Source organism: uncultured Sphingomonas sp. (assembly GCF_964244235.1).
In the GTDB taxonomy this organism is placed as follows: domain Bacteria; phylum Pseudomonadota; class Alphaproteobacteria; order Sphingomonadales; family Sphingomonadaceae; genus Sphingomonas.
Genome location: NZ_CAXTII010000004.1, coordinates 54563 through 79623, shown reverse-complemented (window position 1 = coordinate 79623; position 25061 = coordinate 54563). Strand labels below are relative to the sequence as shown.

The 25061-nt window shown below is 67.2% G+C and carries 26 protein-coding genes and 1 tRNA gene; 19 read left to right on the top strand and 8 right to left on the bottom strand.

Annotation, left to right across the window (positions count from 1 at the left end; translation table 11 throughout):
- Together ACFE7D_RS01790 and ACFE7D_RS01785 are read right to left on the bottom strand one after the other, a co-directional pair.
- Nucleotides 1–772: aldo/keto reductase (locus ACFE7D_RS01790; RefSeq protein WP_375393711.1), on the bottom strand; the 772-nt coding region annotated here is incomplete at its 3' end.
- Nucleotides 769–2010, bottom strand: a complete 1242-nt coding sequence (locus ACFE7D_RS01785; RefSeq protein WP_375393710.1) for a dicarboxylate/amino acid:cation symporter — start codon at nucleotides 2008–2010, stop codon at nucleotides 769–771. The genes ACFE7D_RS01790 and ACFE7D_RS01785, both read right to left, overlap by 4 nt.
- A gap of 70 nt (nucleotides 2011–2080) precedes the next feature.
- Between ACFE7D_RS01785 and glmM the strand changes: the two genes are divergently transcribed.
- The 6 genes from glmM (at nucleotide 2081) to folP (ending at nucleotide 7964) form a co-directional block, all read left to right on the top strand.
- Complete coding sequence (gene glmM, locus ACFE7D_RS01780; RefSeq protein ID WP_375393709.1) at nucleotides 2081–3421, top strand: phosphoglucosamine mutase; 1341 nt, start codon at nucleotides 2081–2083, stop codon at nucleotides 3419–3421.
- A 164-nt stretch (nucleotides 3422–3585) separates the two neighbouring features.
- Nucleotides 3586–3810, top strand: a complete 225-nt coding sequence (locus ACFE7D_RS01775; protein ID WP_375393708.1) for a DUF1272 domain-containing protein — start codon at nucleotides 3586–3588, stop codon at nucleotides 3808–3810.
- A gap of 294 nt (nucleotides 3811–4104) precedes the next feature.
- A complete protein-coding gene (thiD, locus tag ACFE7D_RS01770) occupies nucleotides 4105–4878 on the top strand; it encodes a bifunctional hydroxymethylpyrimidine kinase/phosphomethylpyrimidine kinase (RefSeq protein WP_375393707.1) in 774 nt (257 codons plus the stop codon).
- The gene (locus ACFE7D_RS01765) at nucleotides 4878–5495 is read left to right on the top strand and encodes a ribonuclease HII (protein ID WP_375393706.1); all 618 of its coding nucleotides are present in this window, start codon (nucleotides 4878–4880) and stop codon (nucleotides 5493–5495) included. Before thiD ends, ACFE7D_RS01765 begins: the two co-directional genes overlap by 1 nt.
- A gap of 195 nt (nucleotides 5496–5690) precedes the next feature.
- Nucleotides 5691–6815 (top strand): site-specific DNA-methyltransferase, encoded by a 1125-nt coding sequence (locus ACFE7D_RS01760; RefSeq protein ID WP_375393713.1) that lies wholly within the window; start codon nucleotides 5691–5693, stop codon nucleotides 6813–6815.
- Between the two features lie 99 nt (nucleotides 6816–6914).
- A complete protein-coding gene (folP, locus tag ACFE7D_RS01755) occupies nucleotides 6915–7964 on the top strand; it encodes a dihydropteroate synthase (RefSeq protein ID WP_375393705.1) in 1050 nt (349 codons plus the stop codon).
- Here the strand turns inward: folP and ACFE7D_RS01750 are convergent.
- Nucleotides 7961–9379: a sigma-54-dependent transcriptional regulator gene (locus ACFE7D_RS01750; protein WP_375393704.1), complete on the bottom strand. Its 1419-nt coding sequence runs from the start codon at nucleotides 9377–9379 to the stop codon at nucleotides 7961–7963. The two genes, folP and ACFE7D_RS01750, sit on opposite strands and share 4 nt — an antisense overlap.
- Nucleotides 9380–9526: 147 nt before the next feature.
- Here ACFE7D_RS01750 and ACFE7D_RS01745 point away from each other — a divergent pair, with 147 nt between their 5' ends.
- From ACFE7D_RS01745 to ACFE7D_RS01720, 6 genes are all read left to right on the top strand, one after another.
- Complete coding sequence (locus ACFE7D_RS01745) at nucleotides 9527–9652, top strand: aa3-type cytochrome c oxidase subunit IV (protein ID WP_375393703.1); 126 nt, start codon at nucleotides 9527–9529, stop codon at nucleotides 9650–9652.
- Nucleotides 9652–10779 carry an NAD(P) transhydrogenase subunit alpha gene (locus ACFE7D_RS01740; protein WP_375393702.1) on the top strand — a complete coding sequence of 376 codons (1128 nt, stop codon included), beginning with the start codon at nucleotides 9652–9654 and terminating at the stop codon, nucleotides 10777–10779. Before ACFE7D_RS01745 ends, ACFE7D_RS01740 begins: the two co-directional genes overlap by 1 nt.
- A gap of 114 nt (nucleotides 10780–10893) precedes the next feature.
- Complete coding sequence (locus ACFE7D_RS01735; protein WP_375393701.1) at nucleotides 10894–11193, top strand: NAD(P) transhydrogenase subunit alpha; 300 nt, start codon at nucleotides 10894–10896, stop codon at nucleotides 11191–11193.
- A 98-nt stretch (nucleotides 11194–11291) separates the two neighbouring features.
- Nucleotides 11292–12794 (top strand): NAD(P)(+) transhydrogenase (Re/Si-specific) subunit beta, encoded by a 1503-nt coding sequence (locus ACFE7D_RS01730; RefSeq protein WP_375393700.1) that lies wholly within the window; start codon nucleotides 11292–11294, stop codon nucleotides 12792–12794.
- 150 nt (nucleotides 12795–12944) lie between these two features.
- Nucleotides 12945–13892, top strand: a complete 948-nt coding sequence (locus tag ACFE7D_RS01725; protein ID WP_375393699.1) for a hypothetical protein — start codon at nucleotides 12945–12947, stop codon at nucleotides 13890–13892.
- 67 nt (nucleotides 13893–13959) lie between these two features.
- A tRNA-Val gene (locus ACFE7D_RS01720) sits at nucleotides 13960–14035 on the top strand.
- Between the two features lie 36 nt (nucleotides 14036–14071).
- Here the strand turns inward: ACFE7D_RS01720 and ACFE7D_RS01715 are convergent.
- Nucleotides 14072–14440: a DUF3597 domain-containing protein gene (locus ACFE7D_RS01715; protein WP_375393698.1), complete on the bottom strand. Its 369-nt coding sequence runs from the start codon at nucleotides 14438–14440 to the stop codon at nucleotides 14072–14074.
- A 108-nt stretch (nucleotides 14441–14548) separates the two neighbouring features.
- Nucleotides 14549–15124, bottom strand: coding sequence for a helix-turn-helix domain-containing protein (locus ACFE7D_RS01710; RefSeq protein WP_375393697.1), 576 nt, complete (start codon nucleotides 15122–15124; stop codon nucleotides 14549–14551).
- 91 nt (nucleotides 15125–15215) lie between these two features.
- Here ACFE7D_RS01710 and ACFE7D_RS01705 point away from each other — a divergent pair, with 91 nt between their 5' ends.
- The 5 genes from ACFE7D_RS01705 to ACFE7D_RS01685 are packed head-to-tail and all read left to right on the top strand — an operon-like array spanning nucleotide 15216 to nucleotide 19479.
- The gene (locus tag ACFE7D_RS01705; RefSeq protein ID WP_375393696.1) at nucleotides 15216–15650 is read left to right on the top strand and encodes a DUF6456 domain-containing protein; all 435 of its coding nucleotides are present in this window, start codon (nucleotides 15216–15218) and stop codon (nucleotides 15648–15650) included.
- A gap of 15 nt (nucleotides 15651–15665) precedes the next feature.
- Nucleotides 15666–16091 (top strand): glutathione S-transferase family protein, encoded by a 426-nt coding sequence (locus tag ACFE7D_RS01700; RefSeq protein ID WP_375393695.1) that lies wholly within the window; start codon nucleotides 15666–15668, stop codon nucleotides 16089–16091.
- Entirely contained in the window at nucleotides 16091–17029 is a 939-nt protein-coding gene (gene dapF, locus ACFE7D_RS01695; protein ID WP_375393694.1) for a diaminopimelate epimerase, read from the top strand. Before ACFE7D_RS01700 ends, dapF begins: the two co-directional genes overlap by 1 nt.
- Before the next feature lie 59 nt (nucleotides 17030–17088).
- Nucleotides 17089–19062 (top strand): GAF domain-containing protein, encoded by a 1974-nt coding sequence (locus ACFE7D_RS01690; protein WP_375393693.1) that lies wholly within the window; start codon nucleotides 17089–17091, stop codon nucleotides 19060–19062.
- 18 nt (nucleotides 19063–19080) lie between these two features.
- Nucleotides 19081–19479 carry a response regulator gene (locus ACFE7D_RS01685; protein WP_375393692.1) on the top strand — a complete coding sequence of 133 codons (399 nt, stop codon included), beginning with the start codon at nucleotides 19081–19083 and terminating at the stop codon, nucleotides 19477–19479.
- Nucleotides 19480–19687: 208 nt separating this feature from the next.
- Here the strand turns inward: ACFE7D_RS01685 and ACFE7D_RS01680 are convergent, their stop codons facing one another.
- The 3 genes from ACFE7D_RS01680 to ACFE7D_RS01670 form a co-directional block, all read right to left on the bottom strand.
- Nucleotides 19688–20920, bottom strand: a complete 1233-nt coding sequence (locus ACFE7D_RS01680) for a S41 family peptidase (RefSeq protein ID WP_375393691.1) — start codon at nucleotides 20918–20920, stop codon at nucleotides 19688–19690.
- A 148-nt stretch (nucleotides 20921–21068) separates the two neighbouring features.
- The gene (locus tag ACFE7D_RS01675; protein WP_375393690.1) at nucleotides 21069–21314 is read right to left on the bottom strand and encodes a hypothetical protein; all 246 of its coding nucleotides are present in this window, start codon (nucleotides 21312–21314) and stop codon (nucleotides 21069–21071) included.
- Nucleotides 21315–21470: 156 nt separating this feature from the next.
- On the bottom strand, nucleotides 21471–22664 hold the full coding sequence (locus ACFE7D_RS01670; RefSeq protein WP_375393689.1) for a cation:proton antiporter: 1194 nt from the start codon (nucleotides 22662–22664) through the stop codon (nucleotides 21471–21473).
- 518 nt (nucleotides 22665–23182) lie between these two features.
- Between ACFE7D_RS01670 and ACFE7D_RS01665 the strand changes: the two genes are divergently transcribed.
- Both ACFE7D_RS01665 and ACFE7D_RS01660 read left to right on the top strand, forming a co-directional pair.
- Nucleotides 23183–23659 (top strand): hypothetical protein, encoded by a 477-nt coding sequence (locus ACFE7D_RS01665; RefSeq protein ID WP_375393688.1) that lies wholly within the window; start codon nucleotides 23183–23185, stop codon nucleotides 23657–23659.
- A gap of 35 nt (nucleotides 23660–23694) precedes the next feature.
- Nucleotides 23695–24972, top strand: coding sequence for a DNA-packaging protein (locus tag ACFE7D_RS01660; RefSeq protein ID WP_375393712.1), 1278 nt, complete (start codon nucleotides 23695–23697; stop codon nucleotides 24970–24972).
- Nucleotides 24973–25061 lie beyond the last annotated feature (89 nt).

The following is a 25061-nucleotide window of genomic DNA, read 5'->3' as shown; positions in this document are numbered from 1 at the left end:
CGCCGTGCGCGTCGGCGATGGTCTTCACGACCGCGACCATCTCCATGTTCGTCGCGAAATTCTCGTCCGAATAGCGTGGGTCGTTGCGGCGGTAATCGCCCTCGGGCAGGTCGTCGCGGCTCTTGATCTGGCCGGTCAGGAACCCGCGACCGAGCGGGCTGTAGGGGACGAAGCCGATCCCCAGTTCGCGGCAGGCCGGCAGGATCTCGTCCTCGACACCGCGCTCCCACAGCGAATATTCGCTCTGCAGCGCGGCGATCGGGTGCGTCGCCGCGGCCTTGCGCAGCGTCGCCGCGCTCGCCTCGGACAGGCCGAGATGGCGGACCTTTCCTTCGGCGACCAGCTCGCCCATCGCGCCGACGGTATCCTCGATCGGCACGTTCGGATCGACGCGGTGCTGGTACAGCAGGTCGATCGTCTCGACCCCCAATCGCCGCAGCGATCCCTCGCACGCGCAGCGGACATTGGCGGGGGAGGAATCGACCCCGCTCATCCCCTTCTCGTCGTAGCGGAAGCCGAACTTGGTCGCGATGACGACGCCGTCGCGCCTGCCGCGGATCGCGCGGCCGAGCAGTTCCTCGTTCTTCAGCGGGCCGTAGATTTCGGCGGTATCGAAGAACGTCACGCCCAGTTCGATCGCGCGGTGGATCGTGGCGATGCTCTCGTCCTCGGTCGCCGTGCCGTACATCCCCTTGCCGATCCCGGCCATCGGCATGCAGCCGAGACCCAAAGCGGAGACCCCGAAATCGGGGCCGAGCGTGCGGTACTTCATGCGGGTCGCTCCTTCGCCCGGTCCAGCCGGGTCACCGTCGTCGTAACGGCGATGTCCATCGTCACGTTCCCGATGGTGCGGAAGAGATCGGGAATCGTCTCGACCGCGACGAGCAGCCCGAGCGCCTCGATCGGCACCCCCATCGCGATGGCGACCGGCGCGACGCTGGCGAAATAGCTGATCGTCCCGGGCAGGCTGACCGAGCCCATCGTGGTGATCGCCGCGGTCGCGATCCCCGCCGCCATCGCGCCCGGGCCGATCGGCACCCCAAGCCAGCGCGCGACGTACAGCGCGACCGCGAGGTTCATGGCGGGACTGGTCGCACGGAAGATCGCGACCGCGATCGGCAGGACGATCCCCGCGGTCGCGGGCGGCGCGCCGAGCGTCTCCGTGGCCTTCAGCATCGCCGGGAGCGAGGCGAGCGAGGACTGCGTGCTGATCGCCACCGCCTGTGCCGGTCCCGCCGCGCGCGCGAACGCGCCCAGGCCCACGCGCCCCGCGAGCACCGCGACCGGATAGGCGGCGATCAGCACGACGATGCCGATCGACGACACGATGATGATGTAATGCGCCAGCGCCCCGAACGCCGCCGCCCCGGTCCGCGCGCCCACGCCGTACGCCAGCGCGAAGATGCCGATCGGCGCGAGCTTCAGGATCCAGCCGATGATGACCAGCATCGCATCGACGATCGCCTGGAAGAAATCGGTCAGCATCTTGCGCGGGGCCGGATCGAGCCGGGTGATCGCGAAGGCGAAGACCAGCGCGAACACCGTCAGCGGCAGGAACGCATCCCCGGCCGCGGCGGCCAGCACGTTGGTCGGTACGACGGTATCGAAGAACGCCGCCATCGTCGGCGCGCTCCCCATCGGCGGCGCCTGCGTCAGCGCCGCGCGCAACGCCGCGGACCAGGCCGGCGGCAACGGCCACAGGTCGAGCAGCAGCGGCGTCAGCACCGCGGACATGATCGTGGTGCTCCACAAGACGATCGTGAACGCGACGATCGCGCGACCGGCAATGCGGCCGGCACGCGCCGCATCCGCGGTTGCACCGACGCCCGTCACCAGCAGCCCGACGATCAGCGGCACGATCACCATCTGCAATCCGTGCAGCCAGGCCGAGCCGATCGGCTGCGTGAAGGCGGTCGCGGCCAAGGCGCCGGTCGTCGACCAGGCCGCCGCCGCGATCCCGAACACCAGCCCGGCGACAAGCGCCAGCAATATGCGTGTAGCTTGCGACATACTCGCCCTTTCCCCCAAGCGGCGCTATCTGCGACACGCTCGGGTGACATAGCGGAACGGATACGCTGCGATGGCAAGGAAATATTTCGGCACCGACGGCATTCGCGGCGAGACCAACCAGGGCGCGATGACTGCGGCGACGGCGATGAAGGTGGGCATGGCCGCAGGTGCCTATTTCCTGCGCGGCGACCACCGGCACCGCGTGCTGATCGGCAAGGACACGCGGCTGTCGGGATATATGCTGGAATCCGCGCTGGTCGCGGGGTTCACCAGCGTCGGCATGGACGTGGTGATGGTCGGGCCGATGCCCACCCCCGGGGTCGCGATGCTGACGCAATCGATGCGCGCGGACATCGGCGTGATGATCTCCGCCAGCCACAATCCGTACGCCGACAACGGCATCAAATTGTTCGGGCCCGACGGCTACAAGCTCAGCGACGAGGCGGAGGCCGCGATCGAGGGGCTGATCGACAGCGACGTCCCACTCGCGCCCTCCACCTCGATCGGGCGCGCGCGGCGAATCGACGATGCGCAGGGACGGTACATCAATTCCGCCAAGGGGACCTTTCCCAAGGACCTGCGGCTCGACGGGATGCGGATCGTCATCGACTGCGCGAACGGTGCCGCCTACCGCGTCGCACCCTCCGCCTTGTGGGAGCTGGGCGCGGACGTGATCGCGATCGGGGTCAATCCCGACGGGACCAACATCAACGATGGCGTCGGATCGACCGCGCCGCAGACGCTGTCCGAGACCGTCGTCGCCAGCGGCGCGGATATCGGCATCGCGCTGGACGGCGATGCGGACCGGCTGATCGTGGTGGACGAGAAAGGCCGCGTGGTCGACGGCGACCAGTTGATGGCGACGATCGCCGCAGGATGGGCGCGGGCCGGGCGGCTGGTCGGCGGCGGGCTGGTCGCGACGGTGATGTCGAACCTGGGGCTCGAGCGGCATCTGGCTGCGCAAGGGCTCGGGCTGGTGCGAACCGCGGTGGGGGATCGCCATGTGCTCGAGGCGATGCGGACGCGCGGGTACAATGTCGGCGGCGAGCAGTCGGGGCACATCATCCTCGCGGATTACGGCACCACGGGCGACGGATTGGTCGCGGCGCTGCAGGTGCTGGCGGAGGTCCGCCGTGCCGGCGCACCGGCGAGCGAGGTGCTGCACCGCTTCGAGCCGCTGCCGCAATTGCTGAGGAACGTCCGTTTCAAGGGCGGCAAGCCGCTGGAGGCGGACAAGGTGAAGGCGGTCATCGCCGAGGCCGAGGCGGAATTGCAGGGCAAGGGGCGGCTGGTGATCCGTCCGTCGGGCACGGAGCCGGTCATCCGCGTGATGGCGGAGGGCGACGATCCGCAGCAGGTGGAACGCGTGGTGGACCGCATCTGCGACGCGGTGCGCGAGGCGGCGGCGTAGTAAATTCCCTCTCCCGTCGGGAGAGGAAGGGAGCGCGCGGCGCGGAAGGGTGAGGGCGACGACGATGGCGGGTCGCACTCACCCTCACCCCGCGCCGCTGCGCGGCTTGCCCGGCATGGCGGACCCGATGCTCCCGAAGGGACAGGGGTAGAAAGGAAAGACCGATGCTCGAAATGCACCCCGATTGCGAACGCTGCGGCATGGACCTGCCGGCCGACGAGCCGGGCACGTTCATCTGCTCGTTCGAATGCACCTTCTGCGCCGAATGCGCGGAGGCGCTCGACGAACATTGCCCGAACTGCCGCGGCGAACTGATGGACCGGCCGACGCGGACGGGGGCGAATTTGAAGAAGCATCCGGCGGCGACGGTGCGGCGGTTCGCGGGTTGAGCGGTGAGGGCGGATGAAAATCCTTTCGTCATGCCGGGCTTGTCCCGGCATCCATGGTGCCGCACATACGCGGGCCGCGGTACTGCCGGCACGATGGACCCCGGATCAAGTCCGGGGTGACCCCGCATTGTTTCCTGTTCGGAAGGCTGTCCTACACGCCCTGATCCATGGCAGACGCTTCGACATGATCGCTCCAGCGCCCTGTTTCCCATACCCCACGAACACCCGTCGTGCGCGATGTGGAGGAATGCCCTTGCACGCCTCCACTTCCTCCACTTCCGCGGAGATCGCCGCGTGACCATCGCGCGAGTCCTGATCATCGCCGGCTCCGATTCCGGCGGTGGCGCGGGGCTCCAGGCGGATATCAAGACTGTCACGATGCTGGGCGGTCATGCGATGACCGCGATCACCGCGGTCACCGCGCAGAACACGCTCGGGGTGCAGGCGGTGCATCCCGTGCCGGCCGAGACGGTGATCGCGCAGATCGATTCCGTGCTGTCCGACATCGGCGTCGATGCGGTGAAGATCGGGATGATCGGATCGGCCGAAACCGCGAATGCGGTGGCGGATCGGCTGGAAGGGCTGGACGTGCCGATCGTGTTCGATCCCGTGATGATCGCGACCAGCGGATCGATCCTGGCCGACGCCGACACCATTGCGGCGTTCGGGCGGCTGATGGGGCTTGCCTCGGTGGCGACGCCGAACCTGCCCGAACTGGCGGCGCTCGGCGGCGAGGACGCGGTGCTTGCGCATGGCTGTCATCTCGTGGTGAAGGGCGGGCATGGCGAAGGCTATATGATTCACGACCGCCTCGTCGCACCGGGGGGCGCCCTGCTCGACCAACTCTACGGCAAGCGGATCGATACGGACGATACGCATGGTACCGGCTGTACCTTCGCGAGTGCGCTCGCCTGCGGTTTGGGGTCGGGGATGCCGATCGCGGATGCGTTTCGCCAGGCGGTGCGCTTCGTTCGCATCGCTCTGATCCACGCGCCCGGTTTGGGCAATGGCCACGGCCCGCTGGGGCATTCACTCGGCGTCGTACCGTTCGACGAGATCGAAGGCTGATGCCCCATCTGAAACACGAACGCCGCTGCCTCCCGCCGGTCGCCGGCGTCGACGAGGCCGGGCGTGGGCCGCTCGCCGGGCCGGTGGTCGCCGCCGCCGTCGTGCTGCCGGCGAAGGGCGTGCCGCGCGGGATCGACGATTCGAAGAAGCTGTCCGCCGCCGAGCGCGAGCGGCTGTGTGCGTTGCTGCATGAGCGCGCCTGTGTCGGGATCGGCGTGGTGGAGGCGGACGAGATCGATCGGCTCAATATCTACTGGGCGACGATGAAGGCGATGACGCTGGCGGTGGAGGCGCTGGCCGAATGTCTGGGGGCCATGCCGGGGCATATTCTCGTCGATGGCAACCGGCTGCCGCGCTGGTCCTTCGCGGCGACGGCGATCGTTGGCGGGGACGCGCTGTCGCTCTCGATCGCCGCGGCGTCGGTGATCGCCAAGCACACCCGCGACACGATCATGCTCGCCCACGCCGATACGCACCCGCATTATGGCTGGCATTCGAACAAGGGCTACGGCGCGCCGGCGCATCTGCAGGCGCTGCGCGATCACGGGCCGTCGCCGCTCCACCGGCACAGTTTCGCGCCGGTCGCTGCCGCCGCGCGGGCGCGGATGGCGGGCTAACGCTTTTGCCATCCTGTCCGAGTCTTTTACGCCACACCCACCAGGTTTAGCGGCTCGCCTGTCGGTCGGACCCCAATATGTCGGGCGCAGACTCAGCCCGCCGCGGCGTTGACGATTTCTCAAACGTCTTCGCTAACCAATGTTCGCTTGACGCAAGTCCGTCGTTTCGGCGGGGTGGTCGCCAGGGGGAATGTCATGGGGGTCATCGATCAGGTCAGGCGTCCGCAAGCCGCGGCAACCGAGGTGGCGATGCCGCTCGATACGATCCTGCGCGGCGACTGCATCGCGCACATGCGCGCGCTGCCTGCGAAGTCGGTCGACATGATCTTCGCCGATCCTCCGTATAATCTGCAACTGGGCGGCGACCTGTTCCGGCCCGATGGCAGCGCGGTCGATGCAGTGACCGACGATTGGGACAAGTTCGACACGTTCGCCGCGTACGACAAGTTCACCCGCGCCTGGCTGACCGAAGCGCGCCGCATCCTGAAGGACGACGGCACGATCTGGGTGATCGGCAGCTATCACAATATCTTCCGCGTCGGTGTTGCGGTGCAGGATCTGGGCTACTGGATCCTGAACGACATCGTGTGGCGCAAGGCGAACCCGATGCCCAATTTCAGGGGCACGCGCTTCACCAACGCGCACGAGACGCTGATCTGGGCATCGATGGGGGAGAAGGCGCGCTACACCTTCAACTACCGGTCGATGAAGACGCTGAACGACGAATTGCAGATGCGCAGCGACTGGGAATTCCCGATCTGCGGCGGGCAGGAGCGATTGAAGCGCGACGGGGTGAAGGTACACCCGACGCAGAAGCCCGAGGCGCTGATCTACCGTGTGCTGCTGGCCTGCACGAGGCCGGGCGACGTGGTGCTCGATCCGTTCTTCGGGACGGGGACGACGGGGGCGGTCGCGAAACGGTTGGGGCGGCGCTGGATCGGCATCGAGCGCGAGGACGATTATATCGCGGCGGCGCAGGAACGAATCGACGCCGCCTTGCCGCTCGATGAATCCGCACTGTCGACGATGCAAAGCCCCAGGGGCCAGCCCAAGGTGGCGTTCGGAACGCTGGTCGAAACGGGGTATGTCGCGCCCGGCGCGGTGCTGACCGACGCCAGGCGCCGCCACCGGGCGGTGGTGCGTGCGGATGGATCGCTGCTCAGCGATTGCGGCGCGAGCGGTTCGATCCACAAGCTGGGCGCGATGGTCCAGGGCGCGCCGGCGTGCAACGGCTGGACGTTCTGGCACCATGACGATGCGGGCGTCGCGCGGCCGATCGATACGCTGCGGCAGACATATCTGCTGGCGACGTTGCCATGACGTCATGCCGGGCTTGTCCCGGCATCCATGGTGCCGCAAGACCCGAAGCCATGGGGTTCGCGGAGAGATGGACCCCGCAACACGTCCGGATGACGGAAGATGTATCTACGCCCGATCCAGTTCGTCGACACGCCCATCGGCCTGCCCGAGGGCAGCGTCGCGCGGCTGGCGGGGGGGATGTGCTGGTTCGCCGCGTACGAAGCGATCGGGGATGGCGTACGGCGGACGGTGTCCGTCGCCGACGTCGCGTCGCTAGGCGAACGCGCGGTGCAGTTCCATGACGAGATCATTCGGCCGCGACCGCCGCTGGTGCTTGGCGAACGCACTCTCCGGCTCGACCAGCCGCTGGTCACCGGCATCCTGAACGTCACCCCCGACAGCTTCTCGGACGGCGCGAAGCATCTCGGTGATCCGGCCGCCGCCGCGGCGGCGGGGGTCGACATGGCGGCGGCGGGGGCGGCGCTGATCGATGTCGGCGGGGAATCCACGCGGCCGGGCGCGGCGCTGGTGTGGGAAGAGGATGAGGTCAAGCGCGTCGTCCCCGTCATCGGACGGCTGGCGAGCGCAGGGACTTTGGTGTCGGTCGATACCCGCAAGGCCGCGGTGATGGAGGCGGCGCTGGCGGCGGGCGCGGCGATCGTAAACGACGTTTCCGCCTTGCTGTGGGACGACCGCGCGCTGGCGATCGTCGCACGGGCCGGATGTCCGGTGGTGCTGATGCACTCGCCCGATCCCGACAAGGGCGGGCATGGCCGGGTGGCGTATCGCGACGTGCTGACCGAGGTGTATGACTGGCTCGCCGCGCGGATCGCCGCGGTGGTCGCGGGCGGGGTAGACCCTGCGCGGATCATCGTCGATCCTGGCATCGGTTTCGGCAAGTCGCTTGCGGACAATCTCGCGTTGCTGAACGGGTTGGCGATGTTTCACGGGCTGGGCTGTCCGGTGATGCTCGGGGTCAGCCGCAAGCGGATGATCGGCGCACTATCGAACGAGGCACCGGTGGGCGAACGGCTTGGCGGATCGGTCGCGCTGGCGATCAAGGGCGTCGGGGCGGGCGTGCAGTTGCTGCGCGTCCACGACGTCGCGGAAACGGTGCAGGCGGTCAGGATCTGGCGCGGATGCAAGGATGCGGCGATGATGCCGGCCTAAGCCGCGTTGTCGATCCCGAGTTCGCCGAGCTTGCGGTACAGCGTCGATCGCCCGATCCCCAGCCGCCGCGCCACCTCCGTCATGCGGCCGCGGTAATGGCCGATCGCAAGGCGGATGACGTCGGCCTCGATTTCCTCCAGCGCGCGCATGTTGCCGTCCGCGCGGAACAGCGTGACGCCGCCCGACATCGCCATCGCCATCGCGATCGGAACCCCGCGGCGATTGCCCAGGCTCGCGATCTGCGGGAAATCCGCGCGGGTCAGCGCCGCCCCCTCGCACAGCACGGCGGCACGGAAGAGCGCATTCTGCAATTGACGGACATTGCCCGGCCAGTCGTAATCGGCGAGCAGCGACAGCGCATCGTCGGTGATGCCAAGCGGCCGAAGTCCCGGCTGCTGCGCGATCCGCGCGAGCAGGTGCCGGGTGAGCGCGGGGATATCCGCGGTGCGTTCGCGCAGCGGCGGGATCGTGACCTGCACGACGTTCAGCCGGTAATACAGGTCCTCGCGGAAACGTCCGGCCTCGACCTCGTCGAGCAGTTTCTTGTTGGTCGCGGCGATCACGCGGACGTCGACGATCCGCGCGTGGCGTGCGCCGATCGGCTGGACCTCGCCCGATTGCAGCACGCGGAGCAGCTTCACCTGCGCGTCGAGCGGCATCTCGCCGACCTCGTCCAGCAGCAGCGTGCCGCCATCGGCATCCGCGAAGCGCCCGATCTTGCGTTCGAACGCGCCGGTGAACGCGCCCTTTTCGTGCCCGAACAGCTCGCTTTCGACGAGGTTCGCGGGGATCGCGCCGCAATTGACGGTGACCATCGGCTTCTTGCCGCGCGGGCTGGCAGCGTGCACCGCCTCGGCGACCACCTCCTTGCCGACGCCGCTTTCGCCCTCGATGAGGACGGCGACGCGGGTGCGGGCGGCCTTGGCAGCGATGGCGAGCGCGGCGCGGAAATCGGGGGAGGAACCGACGATCTCGTCGAAGCCGAGCAGTGCGGGGATCTTCTCCGTCAGCGGCCTGAGCTCGCCCGCGTCGGTGCCGCCGACCGCGGCCTCCAGCGCGGCGAGCAGCCGGTCGGGGGCGAGCGGCTTGACCAGGAAATCGGTCGCGCCGCTGCGCATCGCCGCGACGGCATGCGCGACCGATCCGTTGGCGGTCAGCATCAGGATCGGCAGGGCGGGGCGTCGCGTGCGCAGTTCGGCGATCAGCGCGGTCGCGTCGGCATCGGGTGCCCAGTGATCGAGCACGATCGCGTCGAGCTGCATCCCGTCCTGCGTACCCAATGTCGCGATGGCCATCTCGCCGTCCGCAGCGAAGATCGACCGCCAGCCCGCGCGCGCCGCAAGCGCCGACACGAGACGGCGTTGCGCCGGCTCGTCGTCGATCAGCAGCAGCAGTCGCTGGCCGTTCCGCGTCATGCACTCACCCCGTTCATGGCGATGGCTCTAGCGGAGACGGGTAAAGGGCGGCTTAAGCCTGTGCCCTGTGCCCTGTGCCCTGTGGGGCTTGAGGCGGGGCCGGGGGCCGGGTAGGGTGACCCCGACGATCGACGGATGGGGACGATGATGGCCGGCAATGGCGACATGAATGCGCACGCGCAAACCTATGACCGGGTGATCGCGATGCTGAAATGGGGCGCGGTCGCCTGTGGTGCGATCGCCCTGGCGGTGATTCTGATCATCAGCCGCTGATGCGGATCGCGGTCCTCGCCGAGCACGCCCCCGGCGAACGGCGCGTCGCGGCGACGGCGGAGACGGTCAAGAAGTTCGTCGCGCTGGGGGCGGATGTTTCGGTCGAGGCCGGGGCCGGGTCTGGCGCGACGATCGCGGACCAGGCCTATGTCGATGCGGGTGCCACCGTTGCCGACCGCGCGGCGGTGTTGGCTGGTGCCGGGATCGTCCTCGGGGTGCAGGGCCCCGATCCGACGACGCTTGCCGGTGCCGCGCCCGGCGCATGGATCGTCGCGACCCTTAACCCATTCGTGGAACGCGCGCGCGTCGATGGCTATGCCGCCGCCGGGTACGAAGCGCTGGCGATGGAGTTCATGCCGCGCATCACGCGCGCGCAGTCGATGGACATCCTGTCGTCGCAGGCGAACCTTGCCGGGTACAAGGCGGTGCTTGACGGCGCGGCGGAATATGGCCGGGCGTTTCCGATGATGATGACCGCGGCGGGGACGATCTCGGCGGCGAAGGTTTTCGTGATGGGGGTCGGCGTCGCCGGGTTGCAGGCGATCGCGACCGCGCGGCGGCTGGGCGCGCAGGTCTCCGCGACCGACGTGCGATCGGCGACGAAGGAGCAGATCCAGTCGCTGGGCGCGAAGCCCATATTCGTCGAGAACGTGGTTGGCGTCGAAGGCGAGGGCTCAGGCGGCTATGCCAGCGAGATGTCGCCCGAATATCGGGCTGCGCAGGCCGACCTGGTGACCGCGCACATCGCCAAGCAGGATATCGTCATCACCACCGCGCTGATCCCCGGCCGCCCCGCCCCGCGGTTGATCTCCGCCGCGCAGGTGGCGAGCATGAAGCCGGGCAGCGTCATCGTCGACCTGGCGGTCGAGCAGGGCGGCAATGTCGAGGGCACGGTGGCGGGCGAGGTAGTCGATGTGAATGGGGTCAAGATCGTCGGGCACCGCAACGTGCCATCGCGCCTGGCCGCGGACGCGTCGGCGTTGTTCGCGCGCAACCTGTTCAATTTCCTGAACGCGTTCTGGGACAAGGATACGGGTGGGCCGGTGCTGGATGCGGAGATCGGCGATGCGATCCGGCTGACCAGGGATGGTGCGGTGGTTTCGCCACGGCTCCGCGAAACGCGGTGAATTTGCTGTCCTACATCGGATCGCGGTGCCATCGTTCGACGGGTGGCTTCATGCTGAAGATGGCGAGGCAATCTTGGTGATTACCGTAAACTTTGTAACCTTTGGGATCTGCTGATGGACTTCATCGCGATCCTGTCGATCTTCGTCATGGCGTGTTTCGTGGGCTATTACGTCGTCTGGTCGGTGACGCCGGCGTTGCATACGCCTTTGATGGCGGTCACGAACGCTATTTCCTCGGTTATTATCGTGGGGGCGTTGATTGCTTCGGCGGCCGCGGGGTCGCCGGTGGCGAAGTGGCTGGGGCTGGGGGCCGTTGTGCTGGCCAGCGTCAATATCTTCGGCGGGTTCGCGGTCACCGCGCGGATGCTGGCGATGTACAAGAAGAAGGACCGGCCGGCGGTCGTTCGGAAGTAGTTCGTCATCCCGGCAAACGCCGGGATCCATCGGGCCATATGCGCCGGTGGAGAGATGGACCCCGGCCTTCGCCGGGGTGACGGTAAAGGGTCGAAGACATGGAGCAGGTTTCAGTCAATCCATGGGTCGGCCTCGCCTATCTGATCGCTGGCGTGTGCTTCGTCCTCGCGCTGCGCGGGCTGTCGTCGCCGGCGTCCAGCCAGAGCGGGAACCGGTTCGGCATCATCGGTATGACGATCGCCGTGGTGACGACGCTGGTGACGCATGTGCCGCACGGCGCAGTTTTGGTTTGTGAGATGGGTGTCAGCGATTGCGGTTGGTGGCAGGCAGGACCGGATTGGATAACCGTCACCGAAATCCTCGCCGCCATCGCCCTCGGCGCCGCGATCGGCCTCACCACCGCGCGCCGGATCGCGATGACCGACATGCCGCAGCTGGTCGCCGCGTTCCACAGCCTCGTCGGCCTCGCCGCGGTCCTCGTCGCGTGCGCGGCGTACCTCAACCCGCAGGCGTTCGGGATCGCCGACCTCGTCGTGCCGCTGATCGGGCAGCCCTTCGCGGTCATCCACCCGGTCAGCCGGATCGAGATGGGCCTGGGCGTCGCGATCGGTGCGATCACGTTCAGCGGATCGGTCATCGCGTTCCTGAAGCTGAACGGCAACATGGGCGGCAAGCCGATCCTGCTGCCCGGCCGCCATGTCCTGAACCTCGGCATCATCGCCGCGATCCTGGTCCTCATCGCGTATTTCACGCAGGACCAGAGCCCCTGGATCTTCTGGACGGTCACCGCGCTCAGCTTCGCGATCGGTTTCCTGCTGATCGTTCCCATCGGCGGCGCGGACATGCCCGTCGTGGTGTCGATGCTGAACAGCTATTCGGGCTGGGCGGCGGCGGCGATGGGGTTCACGCTGCACAATACGGCGATGATCATCACCGGCGCGCTGGTCGGCTCGTCGGGCGCGATCCTCAGCTACATCATGTGCCGCGCGATGAACCGCAGCTTCATCAGCGTCATCGCGGGCGGGTTCGGCGCGGTGGCGGACACGAGTGGCGGCGCGGCGAAGGCCGACCGTCCGTGGAAGCGCGGCTCCGCGGAGGACGCCGCCTTCCTGATGAGCCAGGCCGAACAGGTCGTGATCGTCCCCGGCTACGGCATGGCCGTCAGCCAGGCGCAGCATGTGCTCCGCGAAATGGGCGACAAGCTGCGCGCCGAGGGCGTGCGCGTCAAATATGCGATCCACCCCGTCGCGGGGCGGATGCCCGGGCATATGAACGTGCTGCTCGCCGAAGCCAACGTGCCCTATGACGAAGTGTTCGAGCTGGAGGACATCAACAGCGAATTCGCGCAGACCGACGTCGCCTTCGTCATCGGCGCGAACGACGTGACCAACCCCGCCGCGAAGACCGACAAGACCTCGCCCATCTACGGCATGCCCGTGCTGGACGTGGAGAAGGCGAAGACGGTCGTGTTCATCAAGCGGTCGATGGGCGGGGTCGGCTATGCCGGCGTCGACAACGACGTGTTCTACATGGACAACACGATGATGCTGCTTGGCGATGCGAAGAAGATGACGGAGGAAATCGTCAAGGCTTTGGGGTGAAGCGTTGAGAACGCGGTCCGCTGACGCCCCGTTGGCGATGCCGTCCGGTTTCGCTGACATGCATTGACCAGATGCGTCGATTTTGGGCCAATCGCCTTCCCCTGAAACCCCGTCGCCCTATCGTACCGCCGGGCGATTGGGGAATGATCGATGGACGCACCGCCCGAACTCGGGTCCGAACCCGAAACGCCGTCGCCCGCGGCGCAGGTCGCGATCCTGATCGCATCCCCGGGGACGGGCGCGGACGCGGTGCGGGCGCTGGAATTGACGGGTGGGCGGCTACTCGCGCGGATCGACTGGGACGCGGTGCCCGAGGAACTGTCGCGGATCGCCGTACAACCGCTGATCCTGATCGAGACCGCCGGGGTGGACGAGGCGGTGCTGACGGGGATGCTGCCGCGGATCGACGGCTATGCGACCGCGCTGGATCTGACCGTGGTGGTCGCGTTGGACGTCGCCCAGATCGACGTGGTGACGGCGGGACTGCTCGGCGCGACGGTCGATCTGCTGTGCGCGCCGACGATGGCGGAGCGGATCGCGGCCCTGGCGCTGGCGGCACAGCGATCGGGCGGGGTGCTGCACGACCGGTGGCGCGAGGGCGAGGCGGCGCGGCTGGACCGGCTGAACCGCGAGGTGGCGCGCATCGCGGAACTGCTGGCGCGATTGACGCGCAGCGGCGGCGAGGCGGACGACGACGACAGCGTCGCGGAACGCCGCACCAGCTTCATGATCGAATCGATCCCGGTCCTGCCGCCCAAAGCGAGCGATATCCGCCGCACGATCCGGCTGCGCCGGTTGCGCGATCGGTTCTTCGTCAGCGGGCTGTTCGAGGACCCGGCGTGGGACATGCTGCTCGACCTCTTTGCGGCCGAACTGGAAAATGTCCGCGTCTCCGTGTCGAGCTTGTGCATCGCCGCCGCGGTGGCACCAACGACCGCCTTGCGCTGGATCGCGCGGATGACGGAGGCGGGGCTGTTCGAGCGCGTGCCCGATGCGGTTGATCGGCGGCGCGCATTCATGCGGCTTGCACCGCGCGCCAGCGAGGCGATGGCGGGCTATTTCGCGGCGCGCGCACGGATGGATATGCCGACGCGCTGACCCGGTCTGTGCAACGGGACTTGCCGATCACGCGCGACGCTGGCATCGCACGCATTCCCCGCTACGGGGGCGCTTAGCTCAGCTGGTAGAGCGGCTCGTTTACACCGAGTAGGTCGGCGGTTCGAACCCGTCAGCGCCCACCACCCCCGGTCCCGGACCGGGGGAAGTGGACGCAGGTCTTATTTGCCGGTGCGGATCCGCTCCATCACCGCAGCGTGCAGCCAGACGTTCATTTCGGCGGACCCATCCTTTTCGCCGGTATAGCCAAGCTCGGTCGCCAGCTCCTCACGGTTGGACAGGCTGGAATCGAGACCGAGCAGCTTCATCAGATCGACGATGGACGTTTGCCAATGCAGGTCCGTATCGCCCTTGGAAGCCGCGATCTTCTCCAGCGCAGCGTCGGCGTCGATCGGAGCGGGCGGTGCGGCAGGTGTCGGTGCCGCGGGTGCCGGTTCGGCGGGACTGGCGGCGGCTGGTGCCGCGGGGGCAGAGGCCTGAACCGCAGGGTGCCCGAAAATAGCGTCCTTGATCGATCCGAAAATGCTCATGGTGTGTCCTTCATGGTGAACCGCGGAAACGCGCAAATGCCCGTCTCGGTATCGGCAGGATGAAAAAAATTCGACGGATCAATGCGTCGGAGCCGCATGGGACCGCCGTTACAGCAACCGCACCAGCCGAACCGCGCGCGCGAGCCAGGGCGGGTCGGCCATGACATGCTGGCGGCTGCCGGGCGTGAGCGGAAGCAGATGCAATCGTCCGCCCCCTTGCGCCTCGTCGCGACCGATCAAGCGACCGAACAGGAACCGGCCGGCACCGCGCGGCACCAGGACGTCCCGGTTCATCGCGCGGCCGAAATCGCTGGGAGCAAGGGTTTCGCACCAGACCTCATCGCCTGCGCGGTAATCGCCGACGCCCGATGCGACCGACACCGCAATCAACCCGGGGGCGGCGGCGGGCGGGACGATCGTCGCCGCCTTGCGCGGAGCGTGCGTGCCGTCAGCGTCGACGATCGCGGCGAGCGGCAGGTCGCTGCGCTTCGGTAGTGTAACCAGATCGCCAGCAGTCACCCCCAGGGCGGCGGCGATCCGGTTCAGCCAGGCGACGGATACCGTCCGGGTGCCCGTCTCCAGCCGACCGATCGTCTGCGGCGTCGTAGGCGGCGTGCAAGCGCGTGCGACATCGTCCAGCGTCATGTTGCGGGCGCGGCGGACTTCGCGGATCGCGCTGATCATTCCGGTTCTCTTACAACCAAATGGGTTTTTCGCTGTCCTACAATATCGCCGCCGTGGCAAGAGCATGCCGACTCGCAGACGGGAGACGACGATGCGCGAATTGGCCGAGCGGACCGTGCCGGGTCTTGGACGCCGCAGCGTGACGGTCAACCTGGCCGAGTCGCCGCTCGGCTGGTTGCGCGCGCGCGGGATGGTGGACGCAAGGCAATTCGAGGCGGGGGAACGGCTGCGCTGCGACTACGAACGTACATGCATCGCGCCGCGCACCACGATGCGCTGGGCGGCGCGAGTCGATGGCGGCGGCGGTGGATTCGATCCGGCGCATGCACAGATCGCGGCGAAGCGGCGGTTCGATGCGGCACTGGCGGCGCTCGGCGGTGGCCTGAAGGACGTGGCCTGGCGCGTGATCTGTGCGGGCGAGACGCTGCCAACGGCGGAACGCGGTCTCGGCTGGCCGGCGCGGGCGGGGCGGATCGTATTGACTCTGGCGCTGGATCGGCTGGGGGATCATTATGGTCTTGGATAAACCGGGAGGGCAAGAATGATCATTTATGGTTCGGGACTGTCGCCTTTCGTGCGCAAGGTGCTGTTCTTCGCGCATGAAAAAGGCATTACGGTGGATCTGCAAATGGCGGGCATGGGCGCGGGAGGCGAAGATTTCGCCGCCGCATCGCCGTTCCTGAAGCGGCCGGGGGACATGGCGGCGGCGGATGCGGCGGTCCGCGACGAACTCCCGCCATTGTTCGATTACCTGGAGCGGACCATCCCCGAGACCGGCTTTCTGGTCGACGACCGGCTGACGCTGGCGGACATTTCGGTCGTCTGTCCGTTGGTGAACCTGGATCATTGCGACGTGACAATGGACCCCGTGCGTTGGCCGCGGACGATCGCCTACCGCAATGCGATCCTCGGGCGACCCGGGATTGCCGATCTGGTGGCGGGCGAGCGGCGGCTTTTGGCGGCGTGATGCGGATACCGATCGTCAAATGTCACGGCTCGGGCAACGACTTCCCGCTGGTCGATGCGCGTGCGGTGCAGCTGAGCGACGTGGAATGGACGACGGTGTCGCGCGCGCTGGCGGACCGGACCGGGCCCGTCGGTGGAGACGGTCTGTTGCTCCTCGGACCGGGCGATCAAAGCGTGCCGTTTTCGATGACTATGTACAATTCGGACGGGAGCGAGGCGGAGACGTGCCTGAACGGGCTTCGCTGCGTCGCGCGCGCGGGGTTCGCCGCGCTTGGGATTGAAGCAGCGACGGTGGCGCTGATGAACAGTACCGCGGAAGCGTCGCATGCGGCCGATCTGGCACCGGGGGTCTACACGGTGCGTGAGACCGCGGGCCCGGCGACGCACGACGTTGCCGCCTGGCCGATGACGATCGGGCGCGACAGCAATATCGACACGGCGATCGCGCCTCTTGGCAGCGTGCGCGCCTTCACCGCGGTCGCGATCCCCAACCCGCATCTGATCGCGTTTGTCGATGCCGTGGACGAGGCCGAACTCGCGACGATCGGCCGGGTGTGCGAGGCGGCACCCGGCTGGCTGCCCAACCGCGCGAACGTGTCGTTCGTCGAGCTTCGCGACCCCGCCACGCTGTTCGTTCGCACGTTCGAGCGGGGGGTCGGGCTGACCGATAGCTGTGGCAGCGCGATGGCGGCGTCGGTACATGCTGCCGGACTGACCGGGCGGATCGCGTTCGGCACCCCGGTCACCGTGCTGAACCGCGGCGGGCTGGTGCGCGCGGTCGCGGCAGCGGACGGCATGGTGACGATCGAGGGGAATGCGACTTGGCAATGGACGGGGTCGATTGACGTCGATCCGGCGACCGGCGTGGTGCGCGATCTGACGATCGACACCGTCTTTCACGACGAGGCCGCAGCCTGGGCCGCGGCGATGGCGGCCTGACCGCCGGCGCGATCATTGCTTCCCTGCGGCAACGGTATAGACCGGACCGGAATCGGGGGGTGAAGCGGTCGGCCATGGCGACGCGGGGGTATGAAGCGGCGCAAGACGCCGCGCGGCTGGCGACGCTGCACGACTATGCCATCCTCGATACCCCGTCGGAGACCGGGTTCGACGATATCGTCCGCCTGGCGACGCTGGCGTGCGATGCTCCGACCGCGCTCGTCAGCATGGTCGCCGACGATCGTCAGTGGTTCAAGGCGCGGTCGGGGTTCGCGGAGCTGGAGACCGATCTGGCGACGTCGGTCTGCGCGTATACCATCACTGCGGACGATCTGCTCGTTATCCCGGATCTGGCGTTGGACCCGCGAACGGCGGACAACCGGCTGGTGACGAACGCGCCCCATGCGCGCTTCTATGCCGGTGCGCCGCTCAGGGTCGCGGACGGGCAAGTACTCGGCGCGCTATGCGTCATCGATCTGGCACCGCGCCCGGAAGGGCTGACGCTAGACCAGGCGGAGACGCTTCGCGCGCTGGCCGGGCAAGTCGTCGCGCTGCTCGAACTGCGCCGCGCGCTGACGCTGCAGGTATCGCGCGAGGCGCATTGGCGCGGATTGTTCGAGCAGCTGAGCGAGGGCTTCGTCGTCAAGGATGCGGTGCGCGACGCGAGGAGAACGATCATCGACTGGCGCTATGTCGAGGTGAACGCGGCCTGGTGCGACATGCTCGGTATGGCCGGTACGCCGATGACCGGACGGACACTGCTGTCGGTATTTCCGACGATCGAGCAGGCGTGGATCGACGATTTCGCGGCGGTCGTCGATACGGGCGAGCCGCGGACGTTCCGCCGGGAGATCGCGACGCTCGGCCGATGGTACGAAGGACGCGCGTTCCGGCTGGGCCCGGACCGGTTCGCCACCACCTTCGTCGAGGTGACGGACCAGGTCCGCCACCAGCGGCGGCAGGCCGCGCTGCTGACGCTCGGCGACCGGCTTCGCGATCTCGGCAGCATCGTGGCGATGACGGTGGAGGCAAGCCGCGTGGTCGGCGAGGCGCTGTGCGTCGCGCGGGTCGGGTTCGGCCGGTTCGATGCCGCACAGGATCATCTCGACGTCTCGCCCGGCTGGACCGCACCCGGCCAGCGCGCGATCAGCGGATCGCGGCCGATCGCGCATTACGGCGATGTCGCGGCCGGCCTGATCGGCGGCCAGCCGCTGGTGGTCGGGGACGTGCGGGCCGATCCGCGGACCGCGGGAACATCGGCCGCGCTGGAGACCATCGGGGTGCGCGCGCAGGTCAACATGCCGGTGCGCGACAAGGGCCGGACGGTGGCGCTGCTGTTCGTCCATGACGACAAGCCGCGCGCATGGACCGCGGAGGAGCTGTCCTTCCTGCGAAGCGTGGCGGACCGGCTGGAGGTCGGCGTCGCGCGGCTGCAGGCGGACGAGCGCCAGAAATTGCTGAACGAGGAATTGTCGCACCGGCTGAAGAACACGCTGTCCATCGTGCAGGCGATCGCGACCCAGACGTTGAAATCGGTCGCCGATCGGCCGGCGGTCGAGGCGCTGGAGCGGCGGCTGATGGCGCTCGGCGCGGCGCATGACGTATTGCTGCGCAAGAATTGGGTGGGTGCGGACCTTCGCCAGATCGCCGAGGACGTGATCGGTGCGGTCGCCCCGCTGGACCGGGTGACGTTCGCCGGCGCGTCGGTGGAGTTCGGTTCCCGCGCGGCGATGTCGCTGTCGCTGCTGCTCCACGAACTGGCGACCAACGCGATCAAATATGGTTCGCTGTCGAGGGACGGCGGCATCGTCACGCTGGCCTGGCAGACCGAACAGCGCGATCGCGGCGCGGAGCTGGTGCTGTCCTGGGTCGAGAGCGGCGGCCCGCCGGCGACCCAGCCGACCCGCCGCGGATTCGGGTCCAAGCTGATCCGCATGGGTTTGATCGGAACGGGCGGGGTTGATGCACGTTATGATGATGTCGGCTTTTCCGCCATCATGCGTGCGCCGCTGATGGAACTCCAATCGGCATGATCAGGAAAGCGGAATGATTTGCCGAACATCGATACCAGCACCGACACGAACGCGGCAGACATGATACCGGTGCTGCTGGTGGTGGAGGACGAACCGCTGTTGCGAATGCTGGCGATGGATGTCGGCGAGGATGCGGGCTTCACCGTCGTCGCGGCGGCCAACGCCGACGACGCCGTCGCGATCCTCGAGGCACGGACGGACATCCGCGTCGTGTTCACCGATATCGACATGCCCGGATCGCTCGACGGCATCAGACTGGCCGCCTGCATCCGCGACCGATGGCCGCCCATCCACATCATCGTGACGTCCGGCCACCGCAAACCCGCGGACGGCGATCTGCCCGCGGGCAGCGTGTTCTTCGCCAAGCCGTACCGGCAGGACCGGGTGATCGAGGCGATGCGGCGGATGGCGGCTTAGGGATTTTGCGGCCGTCGTGCCGTGTGTTGCGACGGCGTGCGGTTCGCAGCGGGTGGCTGGCGTTGGTGGTGAAGCGACGGGCGGCTTTTCGGAACATGCCATTAGGAAGCCGACATTCCGCAATGGTCTTTTTGGAGCAGCAAGCTGTCCATCTCACGGTCTGCCGGCCGTTGTTGAAACTATTCGTTTGCAACGATTTGACCCGTAATCATCGAGTGTGCGCGATCAGTCTTTCTAATTCGACTAGTCCAGCGACAAGAATGTCCTGACCGTCGACTATCTTCACGTCTGGAAGGAATTGCCACCTCGGCCGGTCCTCCGTGTCATAAACCGGCTCGCCTGAGTATTGCGCTTGTATGCCGGTACGATCGAGACGGACTGGGAAGACTGCCGCACCGAGCCCCATCATCTTCGTACCCACGATCGTTGCGCGACCGATGTCGCGCATCCCCATCGGAAATCCTTCAGCCATGCTGCCGCTCCAGTGGCTGGTGAGTACGACGATCGGTTTGCCGTAGGTAAATGGCCCCTTCGGATCGACATACTCGGTCCAGGGCGCGCTCAACCCTGGTCCTTCGCGTCTGCGCATGAGGGCGTAGGGCATTCGTTCGGTGACGAAGCGGCCGATGATCGGCCGAGCCACTGCAGTGTCTCCGCCGCCATTCTCCCGAACGTCGATGATCAAGCCGGGTGCATCCCGAAGATCCTCCAGCGCCTTGTCGAAGGCACCGATGATCGCGCTGTCGCCAAAGCTCCGGATGACTATGTATCCCACCCCGCCAGCCAGCCTGCGGCTTTCAAGATCAGGCTGCTCGGGCCACTTCTTGACGGGCAAGTGGATTGATCGAGGCGCGGCCTGCTTCGATCGTACCGACAGCAGGCGAGCCTTGCCGCGATATCCTGCGACGGCGACATTGATAGTATAAGCGTCCGCTGCGGGATCCGGCCCCGTCAGGCATTTCGGCATCAAATCTCGAATGACCGTCTCGATCGGGTGCCCGTCGATCGCCACAATCCTGTCGCCGATCGCCAACCCGGCATCGGCTGCTGCGGAGCGGTCCTCGATCGCTGCTACGCGCACCTCATTGCCGAGCCTTTCGGCGAGTATATCGAATAACGGCCACCTTGGAGCGCCGTCCGGCGGATCGGACAGATGCGTATGTGCGTCGTACAGTTCCGCTAGAACCCGCCTGACCACATCGGTGAATGCGGCCTCGTTGTCGGCCGCCAATGCCATAGGACGGTAAAGCGACCGTACTCGATCCCAGTCGGTGCGCTTATCCTGGAGGAAGCAGTAGCGCTCTCCCAGTGTTCGCCAAAGCTCGTCAAAATCTTCGATGAATGCGACATCATGTGGAGGTTCGATTGCCCACCCGGCGGTCGTAACAAAAGCGAGGCCCGCGCCACAAACGGTACGGCGGGTTATAGCGAATTGCTTCATAGGGTTATGGATAGCAGTCCGTACCGATCATCAAGAAGCATTAATTGACTTGTGAAAGGGATCCCTTTTCACCCCCGGCGATAACCGCTATCGGGCCTCGCCGATCCAGCCTGCACCGCGACATTTGGGCGAAAGCAGCCTCATACCGTCAGCAAAGCGATCGGAAGAAATGGCGGCTCGCCGCAACGAGCAAATTGCCCTGATCGTCCGTCAGTTCGGCCGAATGCACATCGCGCGCCCTGGCCGCCGCGACGGCGGCGTCCAATCCTCCGTTTCGGTCGATCGATGATCGACGACGTTGGCTCATCACCGCGGCGACCGGCCCCGGTATCGGAGAGTCGCGCCAGTCGGGCGAGGATGATGTCGAGGTAAAATGCCATTTCCGCTTCTCCACGTCGAAGCGTGGATGCGCAAGCTGCGCGCTTCGAGCGGCCGATCAACGCGCCCGCCAGCGTCAGCAACACCGCGGACAAGCGGTACAGCGACGCCCTGAACCCATCTGCCGTGTCAGGAACCGAACCGCCCATTGCCATCGCGTCACGGCTTGCCTTCAATCCGACTGCGCCGCTTTCCGAAGTAGCCCTGGCATTGTCGAGCCTTGGACGAAGATCGAGAACGCCACGACCGCGAACGCGACGCTGATAAGCGCCGAATATTCGGGCAGGGTGCGCGGTGCAGCCAGCGCAAGGGCCAGCGCTAAGGCCCCGCGAAGGCCGCCCCAGAAGAGGATGTTGCGTGTCACGCCATCGACCGCGAACCGGGTCCGGGCGAACAGCGCGGTAATCGGATAGACCGCGACCGCGCGCCCGGCGAGCACAAGAACCACGCCGATCGTGGCGGGCCAAAGATACGCCCATATCGGCTGGGTTGCCTCGCGGCTGCCGATGAGTAGGAAGATGACCGAATTGGCGAGAAACGCCGCGAAGTCCCAGAAGCGCACCAGCGCCTCGTCGCCGCGTTCGCTCAACGACCGATCCCGCCCGACATTGCCGACCAGCATCCCCGCAGCGAGCGTCGCCAGCACGCCCGAAACGCCGAGCTGTTCGGCGATCAGGAATGATCCGTACGCGGCCAACACCGTGAGTGTCAGCTCGACGAGATGATCGTCCGCTCCCTTTACGAGTAGCAACAGACCACCCGCGACGACGATACCGCAACCGATGCCGCCGACGACGGTAACGACGAACGACAAGCCGATTGTACCGATGTCGGTCGATCCGCCTGCGATCGCTGCGGTGACGAGACCGAACAGCACTGCCGCCGCGCCATCGTTGAGCAGGCTTTCCGCCTCCATCGTGAACCGCAGTCGCGGTTCCGCATCCTGCTCCTTCATCATTGCGATCACCGACACCGGATCGGTCGCGGCGATCAGCGCGCCGAACAGCATCGCCGCCTGCCAGCCCCAGCCGATTACCCAGTGCATACCCCCGGCAACGACCGCCGCCGACAGCAGCGTGCCGCCGAACGCAAGGCTCAACACCAGCGGTGCGCATTCTCTGAACTGCCGCCATTTGAGGTGGAGCGACGCCTCGAAGATCAGCGGCGGAAGGAGCACGGTGAAAATCAGGTCCGGCGTCAGGACGATCCGGCTGTGATAACCGATCAGGGCAAGTGCGATCCCGGCGGCGACCAGCCCGATCGTGTAGGGCAATCCGACCCGGCGCGTTATGATCGCGACGACGCACGCGACGAACAGCAGCAGGCCGAGCGTAACGACATTGAAGTGCTGTGCCGTAGTTTCCACCGGGCCCCCTACGAAAGCGCGCCGAACCAGCGCGGGATTGCATAAGGCACGGACGACCACCGTGCCAGTTTCGCCGGGACGCAATAATGGCAGCTATCGCGTGGGTCCAAGCAGGATGCTTTAAATCAGCAATCGTTCCATGGGAGCCGAGATCGGAACATGAGTGAGCGGCCGGTTCCGGAAAGCGGCGAAATTGGTCTGGATGGCAGGGATTGGGCGATACCCGTCATTGGCCCACCCAGCGATTGCGACCGCGATAAATATGCAAGCGCCGGGTAGGTATCGGGGGCGTGGATTACGCCGCACTCACTCCCGTCAACCCGGCTCAAGCCGAGTGGACGAGAGGTAGGTCGCAGGTGCCTAGAACCCACAAGCGTCTAACCAAACCGGTACAAACTGCTTGACAGCGCGACGCTGTTTGGGTACATAACAGGAACGCTGAAGAATTGCGAGTCGAGGGGCCGGGGCGGCGACGCCTGTCGGCCCCTTTGCTGTGCGCCTTGGGGGAGGACGATAGGATGGAAGCCGACGACACGGTCCCGGTAAAGCCGAAGCGCCGGAGCAAGTCCCGGACCAAATGGACGCCGGCGAAGAAGGCGGCGTTCTTCGACCATCTGTCGATCGCCGGCAACATTTCCCAGGCCGCCGCGGCGGTCGGCATGGCCCCGTGTTCGGTGCATCGCATGCGCGCGCGCGACGCCGAATTCGCCGACGCATGGGAAGCCGCGATCGAGGCCGGATATGCGACGATCGAGATGCGGCTGATCGGACATGCCTTGGCCGGGTCGGGGCGAGGCGATCCGGTGGAAGCGCTCGGCGAGGCGGTAGCGATCGACGTCGATCAGGCGCTGCGATTGCTGAAGGAGCGCGACACCAGACGAACCGGCGCCCGGTTGCGGAGTGGCGCACGGCCGCGACGCGCGACGGCGGCCGAAACCGATGCGTTGATCCTTGCCAAGCTGGCGGTGATCGCGGCGCGGAAGACCGGGGCTTGAGCGGGGCACGGGGCGCGGTTCCGCCGTTCGAACGGATGCGGCTGCTGAACCCAGACGAGCAGTCGGAAATCGTGGCGTCCCTATCCGGGCCGCACAAGCGCGAACTGCTCACGCGTTGGGAAGGGTGGGCGCATCACGGGCAGCTGCCCCCGGAGGGCGACTGGCGGGTCTGGCTGATCCGTTCCGGTCGCGGGTTCGGGAAGACGCGCGCAGGCGCCGAATGGGTGAGCGCGGTGGCACGCGCCAACCCGAACGCGCGGATCGCGCTGGTCGGCGCGACGATCGCCGACGCACAGCGCGTCATGATCGAGGGGGCCAGCGGTTTGCGCTCGGTCGCCTGGGCGGAGGAGCAGGTGGTCTGGCGGATGGGGAAGGGCGAGTTCGTCTTTCCCTCCGGCGCGCGTGCGTTCGTCTATTCGGCCGAAGCGCCCGAGGCCTTGCGCGGGCCGGAGCATCATGCGGCATGGTGCGACGAGCTGGCGAAATGGCGCTGCGGCGACGTGGCATGGGACAACCTCATGATGGGGCTGCGGCTGGGCGAGGGGCGCGTGGTGGTGACGACGACGCCGCGGCCGGTGCCGCTGATGCGGCGGTTGCTGGCGATGCCGGGGCTGGTCGAGACGGTCGGGCGGACGATCGACAACCCGCATCTGCCGGTGTCGTTCGTGGCGGCGATGGCGGCGCAATATGGTGCGACCAGGCTCGGTCGGCAGGAACTGGGGGGCGAGATGATCGAGGATGTGGTCGGCGCGCTTTGGACGCGGGCGATGATCGAGGCGTGCCGGACCGGTTCGTCGCCCGATCCGGTGCGCGTGGTCGTGGGGGTCGATCCGCCCGCCGGGATCGGCGGCGACGCGTGCGGGATCGTCGCGGTCGGGCTGGATGCCGGTGGCACCGGCTATGTGCTGGAGGATGCGAGCGTCGTGGGTGCGTCGCCCGAAGGCTGGGCGCGCGCGGTCGCGGCCTGCGTCGAACGGCATGGCGCGGACCGGGTGATCGCCGAGGTCAACCAGGGGGGCGCGATGGTGACGAGCGTCCTGCGCGGGGCGGCGGCCGACCTGCCGATCAAGACGGTCCATGCGACGCGCGGCAAGGTGCTGCGCGCCGAGCCGGTGGCCGCCCTCTACGAGCGGGGGAAGGTGCGGCATGTCGGCGCGTTCCCCGCGCTGGAGGACGAGCTGTGCGGGCTGGTCGCCGGCGGTGGGTATGAAGGACCGGGGCGATCGCCGGACCGTGCGGATGCACTGGTATGGGCGGTGACCGCGCTGATGCTGGGGACGGGCGGGCCGGCGCGGGTGCGGGGGCTGGGGTAGCATCATTTCCGCCATGCCGGGCTCGTCCCGGCATCCAGAGCCACAAGCGACCGTGTTCGTGATGCCGGATGCCGGGACAAGCCCGGCAT